The following is a 12856-nucleotide window of genomic DNA, read 5'->3' as shown; positions in this document are numbered from 1 at the left end:
ACTTCAGGGTAACCGCACCCCATGAGCCCAGACCTGGACCTGACTGCCCGTACGACCGGCCACAGCCCGCTGTGCCGCCTGCTGGATCTGGACGGCCGGCTGTTCGAGGCGGCCGCCGCCTGGCACTGGCCCGGCGCGGAGCGGGTGCTGCCCCGTCTCAGCCGCGGCGCGAACCACGGCGTGCTGTGGTTCGCGACGGCCGCCGTGATGGCCGCGAGCCGCACGCCGAGGGCTCGCCGGGCGGCTGCCCGGGGCCTGGCGTCACTCAGCGTGGCCTCGCTTGCCATCAACACGATCGGCAAGCGCTCGGTGCGCCGGGCGCGGCCGGTGCTGGACCCGGTGCCGCTGGTACGGCAGCTGAAGCGGCAGCCGATCACCACGTCCTTCCCGTCCGGGCACTCCGCGTCGGCCGCCGCCTTCGCGACCGGGGTCGCGCTGGAGTCCCCGGCGTGGGGGGCGGCGGTGGCGCCGGTGGCGTTCTCGGTGGCGGCGTCCCGGGTGTACACGGGCGTGCATTTCCCGAGCGACGTACTGGCCGGGGCGGCGCTCGGCGCGGGTGCGGCCTTCCTGGTACGGCGGCTGGTGCCGACCCGCGCCCAGGCGTGGCGGCCGGCCCGGCCGCGCGCGGAGGCGCCCGCGCTGCCGGAGGGCGACGGTCTGGTGATGGTCGCCAACCGGGGTTCGGGCACCGCGGACCGGGTCCGGGCGTTGCGGGAGGCGCTGCCGGGGGCGGAGGTCGTCGAGTGTGCGCCGGAGGAGGTCGGTGACGCCCTGGCGAAGGCGGCGGCCCGGGCGCGGGTGCTGGGCGTGTGCGGCGGCGACGGCACGGTGAACGCGGCCGCGGGGATCGCCCTGCGGCACGGTCTGCCGCTCGCGGTGCTGCCCGGCGGCACCCTCAACCACTTCGCCTACGACCTGGGCGTGGAGGACGAACGCGCTCTGGCCCGTGCGGTCCGGCACGGGGAGGCGGTGCGGGTGGACGCGGGCCGGTTCGTCACCGGCGACGGCGAAGGCCTGTTCCTGAACACGCTGAGCCTCGGCGTCTACCCCGAGCTGGTGCGCGAGCGGGGACGCTGGTCGCACCGGATCGGTGGCTGGCCGGCCGGGGTGCTGGGCGCGCTGCGGGTGCTGCGCGCGGACCGGCATCCGCTGGAGCTGGAGGTGGGCGGTGAACGGCGGCCGCTGTGGCTGCTGTTCGTCGGCAACGGCGTCTACCACCGGATGGGGCTCGCGCCCGGCCGGCGTACCGATCTCGCGGACGGGCTGCTGGACGTGCGAGTGGTGCACGGCGGTCGCCGGCCGGCGCTGCGGCTGCTGGCCGCCGCCGCGGCGGGCCCGCTGACCCGATCCCCGGAGCATGCCGCGGTGCAGGTGAACCGGCTCCGGCTCAGCGGCATCGCACCGGGCACCCCGCTGGCGTACGACGGCGAGGTGACGGCGGTGTCGGGTGAGCTCACCGTGGAGAAGCTGCCGGAGGCCCTGACGGTCTACCGGCCGCTGCGGACCGGCCTCTGACGAACCGTCAGTCCAGACTGTGAAATCTGGATCTCATTATTCGGCATGGGCGCGTACGGTGACGCGTAGCCGCCGGCCGCGACAGCGGCGACGAGGGTGAAGGGGAACAGTCATGCCGAAAGCGCAGGAGACCGCCGTCTACACGCACGGGCACCACGAGTCGGTGCTGCGGTCGCACACCTGGCGGACCGCCGAGAACTCCGCGGCCTATCTGCTCGGCTCGCTGAAGCCCCACATGAGGATCCTGGACATCGGCTGCGGGCCCGGCACCATCACCGCCGACCTGGCGGCGCGGGTCCCGGACGGTCATGTCACCGGCGTCGACCGGGCGCCGGACGTCCTGGAGCGGGCCCGGGCCACCGCCGCCGCGCGGGGCCTGACCCATGTGGACTTCGCGGTCGCCGACGTGCACGCCCTGGACTACCCCGACGACTCCTTCTGTGTGGTCCACGCCCACCAGGTGCTCCAGCACGTCGGCGACCCGGTGCAGGCGCTGCGCGAGATGCGCCGGGTGACGAGGCCGGACGGGTTCATCGCCGTACGGGACGCGGATTACGCGGCGATGACCTGGTACCCGGCGGTGCCCGGACTGGAGGACTGGCTGGATCTGTACGAGCGGGTGGCCCGCGCGAACGGCGGTGAGCCCGACGCCGGGCGCCGGCTGAAGACGTGGGCGCTGGCCGCCGGTCTGACAGACATCACGGCCACCTCCAGCACCTGGACGTTCGCCACGCCCGAGGAGCGGGCCTGGTGGAGCGGCCTGTGGGCGGACCGCACCCTGGCCTCCGCCTACGCGGAGCGGGCCACGCAGGGCGGTCACGCGACCGGGGACCGGCTGCGGGCGGTGTCCGAGGCCTGGCGGGAGTGGGGACGGCGGGAGGACGGCTGGTTCGCGGTCCTGCACGGGGAGATTCTGTGCCGCAAGGAAGCCTGATTCGCAGAATTCGGGAAACCCGGACTGCAGGAGGTTGACACTATGGTTCCCATACTGCTGGTACTGCTCCTGGCCCTGATTCTCTTCGGGGTCGGATTCGCGGTGAAGATTCTCTGGTGGATTGCCCTGGCGGTGCTCGTCGTCTGGCTGCTGGGCTTCCTGGTCCGCAGCACCACCGCCGGCGGCGGCAGGGGCCGCTGGTATCGGTGGTGAGGTGAGATCAGCCGCGCGGAAGCAGCGGCCCGAGCGGCCCGAGGTCCAGATTCAGGTCCTCGGGCCGCAGTCCGTAGCGCTCGCGCAGCTCGGCCATCCGCTCCTCCAGGAGCATCAGGGTGAGCCCGATCCGCTCCTCCTGCTCCTCGGTCAGCTCACCGGTGTCAAAGCGGCGCACGGCCTGCCGTTCCATGAGCTGACGCAGCAGTTCCACCACGGTCAGGACCAGTTTCACCAGGTCACGCTCGACCGTGTCGGGTTCCAGGTCGAGCCGGTTGCGTGGGCTCACACGACCTCCTCGGGCTCCTCGGGCGGGGGCAGGACCAGTTCGAAGGGTGAGGGGACCGACTCGTTCACCGAGCTGATCAGGGCGTTCAGGTCGATGCGGACCAGGTCGACGTCCGCGATCCTGAGGGTGATGTCGCCGGTGATGACGACACCGCCGGCCAGCAGCCGGTCGAGCAGGTCGACGAGTGCGATCTCGCGCCGTTCCACGACGGTCACGACTCGGCCTCCCCCGTGAAGGAATAGGCGGCCCAGGGCCCGGTGAGTTCCACCCGGATTCCGGGTGCCTCGTCCTTTGTGCGGTCCACGAGTTCCACGAATTCCTCGGAATGCATGCGCGGTACGAGATAGGCGGCGTTGAGGACGTTACGGCCGGGCGCCGCGGAAAGCGCTGAATTCTGCGGGGGGTGCATCCGGGAATCCTCGGCGTACCGGCACAGCCGCTCGTGCAGCGACTGGGCGAACGCCTCGGCGCGCTGCCACTTCTCCTCCTGGGCGTGGGTGCTCTCGCGCCGTCGGCGCAGATAGTCCCGGCCGCTGGCGGGCTTCGCGGCGACGGCGGGCTCGGCGGGTGCGGCCTCGGCGGGCTCGGGCTCCACATACACCTTCACGCCCCACTCGACCCGGCCGTCCAGCCGGTCGAGGATGCGCAGGAAGTCGTCCTCGCGGGCCTCGATCATCGAGCGCACCCCGCTGCAGTCCCGGAAGACGGTCCCGAGCCGGAGCGGCAGCGGGGTGGTGACGGTGGTGAGCGCGTCGATCACACCCTGGTGCGCACGGGCGGTCGCGGCGAGCCAGTCCAGGTCCTCCAGGTGGGCCCTGAGGGCCTCCTCGTTGAAGTCGGCCTCCGGGACCTGACTGACGACCGCGACCAGCCCGTGGTGGTGCAGCAGACCCGGCGGGGCGCCCCCGATGCCCGTGAGCTGGGACTGCAGGGGCGTCCCGAAGGGGCGGCAGACGGCGTAGACGTAACGCAGTCCGGTCATGGCGCCTCCTTCGGCACATGGCCCGGCTCCAGCTCCTCCAGCCGGGCCAGCCGTTCTCTCAGCTCGGCGTTCTCCCGGGTCAGCTCGTCACGGCGGGCCCGGGAGGAGAGGGCCGGGTCGCTCTCCCACCAGTCGATGCCCATCTCCTTGGCCTTGTCGACCGAGGCGACGATGAGCCTGAGCTTGACGGTCAGCAGTTCTATGTCGAGCAGATTGATCCGGATGTCACCCGCGATCACCACGCCCTTGTCGAGCACGCGCTCCAGGATGTCGGCGAGGTTGGCTCCGCTGCTGTGGCCGTACGGCTCGGGGAACCGGCTGGGCGTCGTCATCGACGGCTCCCGCGCCCGACGTACTCGGGCTCCTTTTCTTCCTCGCCCTCTTCCTCGTCTTCTTCCTCGTCCGGGTACTCGTCCTCTTCCTCGCCCTCTTCTCCCTCGTCTTCTTCCGCGTCTTCTTCCGCGTCCGCTTCGGAGGGTTCCTCCTCGTACGGCTCCTCCGCCTCGTTCTCGTACTCCTCAGGCTCCTCCTCTTCCTCCTCTTCCTCCTCCTCGTCCTCGTAGTCCTCGGGCTCCCGCTCTTCCTCTCCCTCTTCCTCGTCGGCCACCGCGTCCTCGTGGCTGCGGACCACCTCGCCGTCGCGGATCTCGCCGCGCCAGCCGTCCTCCGCCTCTCCCTTCAGAGTGATGAAACGGGCGAAGTTCTTCAGGTCCAGCCTGGCCCGGCGGCCCTGGGCACGCCACAGATTGCCGGTCTTCTCGAACAGGCCGGTCGGGTAGTACTCCATGACCAGCAGGATCCGGGTGAGGTTCTCGCCGAGCGGGTGGAAGGTGACGACACCCTTCGTGCTGCCCTTGGCGCCCTCGGACGTCCACTGGATGCGCTGGTCGGGTATCTGCTCGGTGGTGTGCGCCTTCCAGCTGCGGCTGGACCAGAAGATCTTGGCCCGCCAGTCGGAGTCGGTGTCGCCGGCCCGGTCGGCACTCTTGACGCCCTTGGCGAAGGTGGAGAATTCCTGGTACTGGGTCCACTGGTCGTAGGCGGTGCGCAGCGGCACGCCCACGTCGACGGATTCCATGATGACGGTGGGTTTGCTGCCGCCTCCGCCCTTCTTCCCGCCCCCGCCGCCCCCGAGGTTCTTGACCGCGTCCATCACGTTCTCCTTGGCGCGGGAGGCCCCGAGCTCCAGTGCGGAGCGCAGCGGGCCCTTGCCCTCGGCGAGCTTGCGGCCGCCGTCGAGTGCGAGTTTGGCGAAGCCGGGGCTGTTGCCCTCGGCGATGTCGTTGAGCTTCACGGTGGTCTCGCCGAGCTTGCGGCCGAGGCCGCTGAGCAGCCGCTGGGCCTGGGCCGTCAGGTACTCCTGGGCCTCGGCCTTGAGCCGGTCGGCGGCCTCGCTGTGGGCGAGGTCGGCGAGCGGGTTGTCCTTGGCCGCGCCCGTGGCCTTGCCGACCGCGGACGTGGCCGACCCCAGGGTCTCGGTCATCGGTCTTCACCACCCTTGGGCTGCCGGGTGCCGGCCGTCTTCTTCCCGGCCGTCTTGCGGTCCCCGTCGGTCTTCCTGGCCGCCGCCTTCTTCGCGGGGGCCGTCTTCTTCGCGACGGCCTTCTTGGCGGTGGCCTGCTTCGGCGGGGACTTCTTGGCCGCCTTCCTGGCGGACGGCTTGTCCTCCTGCTCGTCCCGGTCGCCGGCCTGTGACGCGTCGCGGTCGCTGGGCTCCCGCTCCTCACGGTCGCTCTCGTCCCGCGCCCCGCGGTCGCCGTCTTCCTCCTCCCGCTCCTCGTCGGAGCCGGCCGCGGGCAGCGCTCCGGACAGCTGGTCGCGTACCTGGGCGGTACGGTCGTGCAGCCGGTCCGCGAGCGTGCTCATCTGCCGCTCGACCATGGCTCCGGACGCGGCTTTGCCGACGCCCCTCAGGTCCTCGCGCAGCTGGTCGCCGATCTCCTTGAACTGCGGATTGTCGCGCAGCTGTTGCCGCGCCATCGCCGCGAGCGCCCCGGGGCCGAGGTTCAGCTTCTTGCCGGCGGCCAGGGAGCCCACCGCGAGCGCCATTTTCAGTTTCTTCGTGCGTCCGAGCAGATAGCCGGCCCCTAGGGCGAGGCCCAGTGCGGTGCGGTTCATCATCACGTCCCGTCGCCTGTGGTGTCGCCGGAGTGCAGGGCGGTCTCCAGCCGGTCGAGCAGCTCGTCCTCGCGCCGGTCGAACTCCTCCTCGGTGATCTCACCCGCCTCCAGCTGTTCTTCGAGTCGGGCGAGTTCGGCCCGTACGGTGGCGGGGTCGTAGTAGATCCGCTCCGCCTCGCGGAGGACCTGGCCGATCACCCAGCCGCTGCCGCGCACCGGTGCGAACGGCAGCAGCAGCACCTCCTTGATCAGTCCCATGGACTCCTCCTTCCGCCTGGGCCCGTCCCTCCCGCCTATGCCCCGGTGTCCGCGGCCTGGTCCGCGCCGGCGGTGTCGGCCGCCGGCTGCGCGGGACCGGGATCGACGAAGCTGTAGGGCGGCAGCGGGCCGTTGACGCGCAGCTCGAGATGGGGATGGCCGGCGCGGACCCGCTCGACGGCGGCGAGGAAGTCCTCGGCCGCGTCCCGGGCCACCAGGAACGAGACGTTGAGCAGCCAGCCGGTGGACTGCGGGCCGGCGCTGACCGCGGCGGCGCCCGGCTCCAGCTCGGCCTGCACCTCGGCGGCGTCCTCGGCCTCCTTGGCCTTGACGGCGGCCGCGACCATCTCACCGAGCCGCAGCTTGTCCTCGTAACTGCCGCCCCCGGCATGCCGGTTGGCCTCGGCGAGGGTGCGGATCTCGGCGTTCTCGGCCATCACGCGATGCAGGACGGCCTCTTCGACATGGTTGGCCTTGACGTTGTACTCGACCCTGCCGTCCAGGGCCTTCAGCCGCTCCAGGTAGTGCTCGGCGCGCTCGCCGAGCACCTGGACGACGGTGTCGTCGTCGGGCGCCAGGTTCCCGAACCGCATGGGCAGCACACAGCCGCCCGCGCCGGTCTCGGCCAGCACGTTCTGGTGCGCGAGCAGGTCCCGGCGCTTGGGCCGCAGCCCCTCGGGGGCGTCGCTGACCACGGCGGCCAGCTCGCCCGCCGTGAGGACCCGCACCGGCCGGGGCGGCTCCCCCACGCCGGTCATGCCCTCGGGAAGGGCGGGGTGCGAGCGGGCGGTGATCCCGTAGACGTAGATACTCACTCCTGCTCCTCCTTCCGGCGGGGCGCGGACTTACGCGGGCGGGGCCGGGCCTCGCCGCCCTCCTCGCGGGCCTGCTTGAAGGCGTCGGAGATGGTCTCGGCGGCACCGGACAGGGCGCCCTTGGACTTGCCGTGGGCACCGGACTCGGTGATCTCGCCGACCAGGTCGGGCAGCCCGGGGCTCTTGCGGGGGCCCGCCTCCAGGTCGAGACGGTTGCACGCCTCGGCGAACCGCAGGTAGGTGTCGACGCTGGCCACCACGACCCGTACGTCGATCTTCAGGATCTCGATGCCGACCAGGGAGACCCGCACGAAGGCGTCGATCACCAGTCCCCTGTCGAGGACCAGTTCCAGTACGTCGTAGAGGCCGCTGCTGCCGCCTCCGCCTCCGGTCTGCTGTGCCGGGACAACGGTCATGCCGGCCGTTCCTCCTCTTGAATAGTCGGTAGCACGGTGGCTCCGCGGACGCGCCGGGCGATGGGGCGGCCTACCGGCCGCCGGGCCGGCGCGCGTCGGACCGGCCGCGTTCGTAGCGGCGAACGCGCCGGTAGCCGGTGAGCTGCCCGTCGCCGTCGAGGTCGACCTGGTAGCTCGCCATCAGGCTCATCGTGTCCGGCACCCTCGCCAGTTCGAGGACCTCCATCTCGAGCACCCATCCGTCCTCGGTCTGCTCGAAGGAGGTCACCGACTCAGGGGCCAGTCCGGTGAGTTCGGCGAGCTGGCTCCGGGCCTGGCGCAGCACCTCCATGGGGGCCGGCCGCCGCTCGTCCGCCTTGTGCCGCGTGTCGTTCTGTGACTCCTGCGACTCCTGTGAGTCTTGGGTTTCTGGTGAACTCTGTGACTGGGGTGTGTTTTTTGTGTTCGACATGGCCACCTCCCCCTGCGGGTGGCCGCTCATGCCCTGGCCAAACCTTCAGGAGCGGATGTCCGCGAGACGCCGCCGGGCCGGGCCCAGGCCGCGCCCGCGGTTCGGCAGGCCGGCCCAGGGGTCGGTGCGGGCCTGGTCGAGGGCGTCGGCGATGGTCCAGCGGCGGGCGTCGAGCCCGGGGTCGTCCAGCTGCTCCCAGGCGAGGGGTACGGCGACGGGGGCGCCGGGGCGGGCCCGGACGGTGTAGGGGGCGACGGCGGTCTGCGCGTAGGCGTTGCGCTGCACGTCGAGGTAGAGACGGTCGCCGCGGTCCTGTTTGCGGGCGGCGGTGGTGAGCCGGTCCGGATGCCGGGACTCGGCGCACCCGGCCACCTCGTGGGCGAATTCCCGCACGTCGTCGAAGTCGTGGCGGCCGTTGAGGGGGACGACGAGATGGAGTCCGCGCGAGCCGGTGGTCATGGGCGCGGCGGGCAGCCCCAGCTCCTCCAGCAGCTCCCGCAGCCATCCGGCCGCCTCACGCACCCGGCGGAAGTCGTCGCCGGGGGGATCCAGGTCGAAGACCAGCCGGTCGGGGTGATCGGCGCCGCCGGCCCGGTCGGTGCGCGAGAGCCAGCGGTGCAGGGTGAGACAGGCCTGGTCGGCGAGGTAGAGCAGGGTGGCGGTGTCGCCGCAGACGACGTGCGTGACGGTGCCGCCCTCCTTCGCGACCTCGGCCCGCTCGATCCAGTCCGGATAGTGCTCCGGGGTGTTCTTCTGCAGGAACCGCTGCCCGTCCACGCCGTCCGGATACCGCTCCAGCATCAGCGGACGGCCCCGCAGGTGCGGCAGCAGGTAGGGGGCGACGGACCGGTAGTAGTCGGCGAGGTCGCCCTTGGTGTACTCCCTGGCGCCCCCGCGGCCCGGGAAGAGCACCTTCCCGGGCCGCTGGACCGCGACCGAACGGCGGCCCGCCCGCAGGGTCCGCGCGCCGGCGTCGTCGCTCATCGCACGACCGCCTCCTCCACCAGCAGTTTGGCCGCCGCCGCGATGCCCACGGCGTCGATACCGGCCGCGTGCAGCTGCTCGTCGGGCGCCGCCGAACCCGGCATGGTCCGCACCGCGAGCCGGACCAGCCGGGGCACCGGCCGGCCGTCGCCGAAGGCCTCCGCGACGGCGTCACCGAGGCCGCCCTCGGCGTGGTGGTCCTCCACGGTGAGCAGACAGCCGGTCTCCTCGGCGGCCCGGCGCAGCGTGTCCGCGTCGACGGGCTTGACCGAGTACAGGTCGATCACCCGCACCCGGATGCCGTCCTCGGCGAGCCGGTCGGCCGCGGCCAGCGCCTCCGGCACGGTGACCCCGGCCGCGACGACCGTCAGCCGGTCCTCCTCGCTGCTGACGAGCGTCTTGCTGCCGCCCACCGGGAACTCCTCGTCGGGGCCGTAGATCACCGGCGTCTTGCCGCGCGAGGTGCGCAGATAGCGGATGCCGTCGAGGCCGGCCATGGCCGCGACCAGCCGGGCGGTCTGGTTGGCGTCGCACGGGTACAGCACGGTCGAACCGTGGAGGGCGCGGAACATCGCCAGGTCCTCCAGGCCCATCTGCGACGGCCCGTCCTGCCCGATCGCGACACCGGCGTGCGAGCCGACCACATTGATGCCGGAGCCGCTGATGGACGCCATGCGGACGAAGTCGTGGGCGCGGGTGAGGAACGCGGCGAACGTGCAGGCGTACGGCAGCAGGCCCCGGGTGGCCATGCCGACGGCCGCGGCGACCAGCTGCTGCTCGGCGATGTAGCACTCGAAGAACCGCTCGGGGTGCGCCTTGGCGAACTCCTCGGTGCGGGTGGAGTCGCCGACCTCGCCGTCCAGGGCGACGACGTCGCCGCGGGCGGTGCCGAGCGCGGCGAGGGCCGCGCCGAAGGCGTCCCTCGTGGCGACCTCGTCGCCCTCGTCGTAGCGCGGCAGCTGGAGCACCTCGGTGGTCAGGTCGCGCAGCGCGGCGGCGGCCGGCGGCTCGCTGACCCGGACGTGCAGCTCGCGCGGTCCGCCCAGTTCGGCGATGGCCTCCTCGGCGTCCGGCAGCGGTTTGCCGTGGTGGCCCTCGAGGTCCTCGACGGCGGCGACGCCCTTGCCCTTGAGGGTGCGGGCGAGGATCACGACGGGCTGCCCGGCCGTGGACAGCGCCTCGCCGTAGGCCCGGTCGATCTTGTCGACGTCATGGCCGTCGATCTCGACGGTGTGCCAGCCGAAGGCCTGGAAGCGGCGGGCGTAGGCGTCCAGGTCGTGGCCGTGCCGGGTGGGGCCGCGCTGGCCGAGCCGGTTGACGTCCGCGATCGCGATCAGGTTGTCGAGATGCTCGTGCCCGGCGTGTTCGGCGGCCTCCCACACCGAGCCCTCCGCCAGCTCGCTGTCGCCGCACAGCACCCACACGCGGTAGCCGGTGCGTTCCAGGCGCTTTCCGGCGAGGGCGATGCCGACGCCGACCGGCAGGCCCTGGCCGAGGGATCCGGTGGCGGTCTCCACCCAGGGCAGCCGCCGGGGCGTCGGATGCCCTTCGAGCCGGCTGCCGATCCTGCGGAAGGTGAGCAGTTCGCCGTCCTCGATGGCACCGGCCGCCTTGTACGCGGCGTACAGCAGCGGCGAGGCGTGTCCCTTGGACAGCACGAAGCGGTCGTTGGCGGGGTGTTCGGGGCGTTCGAAGTCGTAGCGCAGATGGTTCGCGAGGAGGACGGCCACCAGGTCGGCGGCGGACATCGAGGAGGTGGGGTGCCCGGATCCCGCGGCGGCGGACGCCCGCACACTGTCCACGCGCAACTGCTGTCCCAGTTCTGCGAGTTCGGCGGTGTTCATGAGTCTCCTTGCACAGAGTCGAGTGGGGTCCGAGGGACGGCACGGCCCGGCGGACACCGGCCGGCGATCCCGACCGACCGGTCACCGGCCGGCGGAGCCCGGCGGATCGGCACGCTTCACGGGGCCGGGGGCGGGGTGATCCGGAGGGTCGGTACGCCGGACCGGGCCGGGGGCCGGGTGATCCCGAGGGTCCGTATGCCTGTTGGGGCCGGGGGCGGGGTGATCCGGCGGATCGGTACGCCGGACGCGGGCAGGGTGGCCCGGGACATCGGTACGCCGGACCGGGCCAGGGGCCGGATGATCCGGAGGGTCCGTATGCCTGTTCGGCACGGGAGGGGGCTGGTCCGGGGCGTCGGCGCGCCTGACGGGCCCGGGCGCGGGGTGGTCCCCGCGCTCGGTGGCCGCCGGCCCGCCCGCCGGTTCAGGGCCGCCTGCGCGTGCCGGGCCCTGCGCCCGCTGCGGTCCTCCCGACCGTCCCGGCTGCTCCGCGCGTTCCGGGCCCCCCACGCCTTCCGGCCCGCCCGTGCGATCCCGCCCGCCCGACCGTCCCGGCCCCTCCGCCTGGCCCGGCCTGCCCACCCCTTCCTGCTCCTCCGCACGATCCGATCCACCCACACCTTCCGGCCCGCTCGACCGCCCCGGCACCTCCGCGCGGTCCGGGCCGCCCGACCGTCCCGGCCCGTTCGCCTGGGCCGGTCCGTCGAGTCCGGGTGGTTCGGCCGGGACGCGTGCCAGTTCGGGGGTGGCCGTGTCCAGGGGGACGGACCAGGAGCGTACGAGGCCCAACTGGACGCCCTGGCGCGGCAGTACGGCGTCCAGCAGCCAGTCGGCGGCCACCCGGACGCGGCCCGCGGGCAGTGCGGCCAGGTGGTAGCCGCGGGTGACCGCGCCGGCCGCCGGACCGGACAGCGGGATGCCGAACGGGTTGGCGGCGGCCTGCACCCCGCCGAGGTCGACGGCGAACCCCAGGTCGTGGTGGCGGTAGGGCCGGTGACGCCGGCCGAGGCCGAGCGAGGCGGCCACGTTCTCGCCCGCCACCCGGCCCTGCCGCCAGGCGTGCTGGGCCGTCATCGGCGTGAACGACCCGGGCCGCTCCAGGTCCGGGACGGCAGCCGCGTCCCCGCAGCCGGACACCTCGGGCCGGCCCGGCACCCGCAGATGCGGGTCGACGATCAGCCGGCCCCGCTCCAGTGGCTGCCCGACGGTCTCCACCAGCGGATCCGGGCGTACGCCCACGCACCACACCAGGGTCCGGGTCGGCACGAACTCCCCGTCGGTGAGCAGCACCCCGTCACGCGTGGCCTCCTTCACCGACGTACCCGTCCGTACGTCCACACCCCGCGCCCGCAGCACCCGGTCGGCGGTGCGGGACAGCCGCCGGTCCAGCTCCGGCAGCACGCGCTCCGCCACGTCCAGCAGCAGCCAGCGGGGCCGCGTCCCGCCGGGCAGCGGGTTCATGCGCGCCAGCCGGTCGGTGAGCAGCTGCATCTGGGCGGCCACCTCGGTGCCGGTGTAGCCGGCGCCCACCACCACGAACGTGCACCGGGCGGCGCAGTTCTTCGCGTCCTCCTCCGCGGCGGCAAGCTCCACCTGCCGGGTCACGTGGTCCCGCAGGTACAGCGCCTCCGGCAGCCCGCGGAACCCGTGCGCGTGCTCGGCGACCCCGGGGACGGGCAGCAGTTTGTTGACACTGCCGACGCTGAGCACCAGCCGGTCGTACCCGAGGGTGCCGGTGCCGCCCTCCGGGCCGGTGTAGTGGACGGTGCGCGTGTCGAGGTCGACGCGGTCCGCCTCGCCGAGCACCAGTCGCACCCCGCGCAGGGTGCCCGGCAGCGACACGGTGACCCTGCGGGCCTCCAGGATGCCGGCGGCGACCTGGGGCAGCAGCGGCAGGTACAGGAAGTAGTCGGTCGGGTTCAGCAGGGTGATGTCGGCCCGGTCGCGGGTGAGGCGGGCCAGTGTGCGGGCAGCCCGGTACCCGGCGAAACCGGCGCCGACGATCACGACATGAGGTCGGCTCACGGTGCGCCTCCGG

The 12856-nt window shown here is 72.9% G+C and carries 16 protein-coding genes; 3 read left to right on the top strand and 13 right to left on the bottom strand.

Annotated elements, in window-relative coordinates:
- Positions 1-21 precede the first annotated feature (21 nt).
- The 3 genes from ABZ624_RS04830 (at position 22) to ABZ624_RS04820 (ending at position 2662) form a co-directional block, all read left to right on the top strand.
- Positions 22-1515, top strand: coding sequence for a phosphatase PAP2 family protein (locus ABZ624_RS04830; protein ID WP_360082632.1), 1494 nt, complete (start codon positions 22-24; stop codon positions 1513-1515).
- A gap of 112 nt (positions 1516-1627) precedes the next feature.
- On the top strand, positions 1628-2449 hold the full coding sequence (locus ABZ624_RS04825; protein ID WP_360082630.1) for a methyltransferase domain-containing protein: 822 nt from the start codon (positions 1628-1630) through the stop codon (positions 2447-2449).
- Between the two features lie 42 nt (positions 2450-2491).
- Positions 2492-2662 carry a hydrophobic protein gene (locus tag ABZ624_RS04820; protein WP_351244485.1) on the top strand — a complete coding sequence of 57 codons (171 nt, stop codon included), beginning with the start codon at positions 2492-2494 and terminating at the stop codon, positions 2660-2662.
- Positions 2663-2669: 7 nt separating this feature from the next.
- On the opposite strand, the gene ABZ624_RS04815 is transcribed toward ABZ624_RS04820, so the two are convergent.
- From ABZ624_RS04815 to ABZ624_RS04755, 13 genes are all read right to left on the bottom strand, one after another.
- Complete coding sequence (locus ABZ624_RS04815) at positions 2670-2951, bottom strand: gas vesicle protein K (protein WP_360082628.1); 282 nt, start codon at positions 2949-2951, stop codon at positions 2670-2672.
- Positions 2948-3166, bottom strand: coding sequence for a gas vesicle protein (locus ABZ624_RS04810; RefSeq protein ID WP_360082626.1), 219 nt, complete (start codon positions 3164-3166; stop codon positions 2948-2950). Before ABZ624_RS04810 ends, ABZ624_RS04815 begins: the two co-directional genes overlap by 4 nt.
- Positions 3163-3933, bottom strand: a complete 771-nt coding sequence (locus tag ABZ624_RS04805; protein ID WP_360082624.1) for a GvpL/GvpF family gas vesicle protein — start codon at positions 3931-3933, stop codon at positions 3163-3165. Before ABZ624_RS04805 ends, ABZ624_RS04810 begins: the two co-directional genes overlap by 4 nt.
- Positions 3930-4265 carry a gas vesicle protein gene (locus ABZ624_RS04800; protein ID WP_351244477.1) on the bottom strand — a complete coding sequence of 112 codons (336 nt, stop codon included), beginning with the start codon at positions 4263-4265 and terminating at the stop codon, positions 3930-3932. The genes ABZ624_RS04805 and ABZ624_RS04800 overlap by 4 nt, the downstream gene beginning before the upstream one ends.
- A complete protein-coding gene (locus tag ABZ624_RS04795) occupies positions 4262-5416 on the bottom strand; it encodes an SRPBCC family protein (protein WP_360082622.1) in 1155 nt (384 codons plus the stop codon). The genes ABZ624_RS04800 and ABZ624_RS04795 overlap by 4 nt, the downstream gene beginning before the upstream one ends.
- On the bottom strand, positions 5413-6051 hold the full coding sequence (locus tag ABZ624_RS04790) for a DNA primase (protein WP_360082620.1): 639 nt from the start codon (positions 6049-6051) through the stop codon (positions 5413-5415). The genes ABZ624_RS04795 and ABZ624_RS04790 overlap by 4 nt, the downstream gene beginning before the upstream one ends.
- A 2-nt stretch (positions 6052-6053) precedes the next feature.
- Entirely contained in the window at positions 6054-6311 is a 258-nt protein-coding gene (locus tag ABZ624_RS04785) for a gas vesicle protein GvpG (RefSeq protein WP_360082618.1), read from the bottom strand.
- A gap of 35 nt (positions 6312-6346) precedes the next feature.
- Entirely contained in the window at positions 6347-7126 is a 780-nt protein-coding gene (locus tag ABZ624_RS04780) for a GvpL/GvpF family gas vesicle protein (RefSeq protein ID WP_360082616.1), read from the bottom strand.
- Positions 7123-7542 carry a gas vesicle structural protein GvpA gene (locus ABZ624_RS04775; RefSeq protein WP_360082614.1) on the bottom strand — a complete coding sequence of 140 codons (420 nt, stop codon included), beginning with the start codon at positions 7540-7542 and terminating at the stop codon, positions 7123-7125. Before ABZ624_RS04775 ends, ABZ624_RS04780 begins: the two co-directional genes overlap by 4 nt.
- 70 nt (positions 7543-7612) lie before the next feature.
- The gene (locus ABZ624_RS04770) at positions 7613-7993 is read right to left on the bottom strand and encodes a gas vesicle protein (RefSeq protein WP_360082612.1); all 381 of its coding nucleotides are present in this window, start codon (positions 7991-7993) and stop codon (positions 7613-7615) included.
- A 45-nt stretch (positions 7994-8038) separates the two neighbouring features.
- Entirely contained in the window at positions 8039-8977 is a 939-nt protein-coding gene (gene ligD, locus ABZ624_RS04765; protein WP_360082610.1) for a non-homologous end-joining DNA ligase, read from the bottom strand.
- Positions 8974-10821, bottom strand: coding sequence for a transketolase (locus tag ABZ624_RS04760; protein WP_360082608.1), 1848 nt, complete (start codon positions 10819-10821; stop codon positions 8974-8976). Before ABZ624_RS04760 ends, ligD begins: the two co-directional genes overlap by 4 nt.
- 81 nt (positions 10822-10902) lie before the next feature.
- Positions 10903-12843: an FAD-dependent oxidoreductase gene (locus ABZ624_RS04755; protein ID WP_360082607.1), complete on the bottom strand. Its 1941-nt coding sequence runs from the start codon at positions 12841-12843 to the stop codon at positions 10903-10905.
- Positions 12844-12856 lie beyond the last annotated feature (13 nt).

The sequence above is a fragment of the Streptomyces sp. NPDC007205 genome, assembly GCF_040634095.1.
Classification (GTDB): Bacteria; Actinomycetota; Actinomycetes; order Streptomycetales; family Streptomycetaceae; genus Streptomyces.
The sequence above is the reverse complement of the archived record's forward strand: the minus strand, read 5'-3'. Positions and strand labels throughout refer to the sequence as shown.

Excerpts from the sequence above, each read along its gene's own strand:
- ABZ624_RS04830 (WP_360082632.1), top strand. The coding sequence starts at position 22 with ATGAGCCCAGACCTGGACCTGACTGCCCGTACGACCGGCCACAGCCCG.
- ABZ624_RS04825 (WP_360082630.1), top strand. The coding sequence starts at position 1,628 with ATGCCGAAAGCGCAGGAGACCGCCGTCTACACGCACGGGCACCACGAG.
- ABZ624_RS04820 (WP_351244485.1), top strand. The coding sequence starts at position 2,492 with ATGGTTCCCATACTGCTGGTACTGCTCCTGGCCCTGATTCTCTTCGGG.
- ABZ624_RS04805 (WP_360082624.1), bottom strand. The coding sequence starts at position 3,933 with ATGACCGGACTGCGTTACGTCTACGCCGTCTGCCGCCCCTTCGGGACG.
- ABZ624_RS04800 (WP_351244477.1), bottom strand. The coding sequence starts at position 4,265 with ATGACGACGCCCAGCCGGTTCCCCGAGCCGTACGGCCACAGCAGCGGA.
- ABZ624_RS04795 (WP_360082622.1), bottom strand. The coding sequence starts at position 5,416 with ATGACCGAGACCCTGGGGTCGGCCACGTCCGCGGTCGGCAAGGCCACG.
- ABZ624_RS04790 (WP_360082620.1), bottom strand. The coding sequence starts at position 6,051 with ATGAACCGCACCGCACTGGGCCTCGCCCTAGGGGCCGGCTATCTGCTC.
- ABZ624_RS04785 (WP_360082618.1), bottom strand. The coding sequence starts at position 6,311 with ATGGGACTGATCAAGGAGGTGCTGCTGCTGCCGTTCGCACCGGTGCGC.
- ABZ624_RS04775 (WP_360082614.1), bottom strand. The coding sequence starts at position 7,542 with ATGACCGTTGTCCCGGCACAGCAGACCGGAGGCGGAGGCGGCAGCAGC.
- ABZ624_RS04770 (WP_360082612.1), bottom strand. The coding sequence starts at position 7,993 with ATGTCGAACACAAAAAACACACCCCAGTCACAGAGTTCACCAGAAACC.
- ligD (WP_360082610.1), bottom strand. The coding sequence starts at position 8,977 with ATGAGCGACGACGCCGGCGCGCGGACCCTGCGGGCGGGCCGCCGTTCG.
- ABZ624_RS04760 (WP_360082608.1), bottom strand. The coding sequence starts at position 10,821 with ATGAACACCGCCGAACTCGCAGAACTGGGACAGCAGTTGCGCGTGGAC.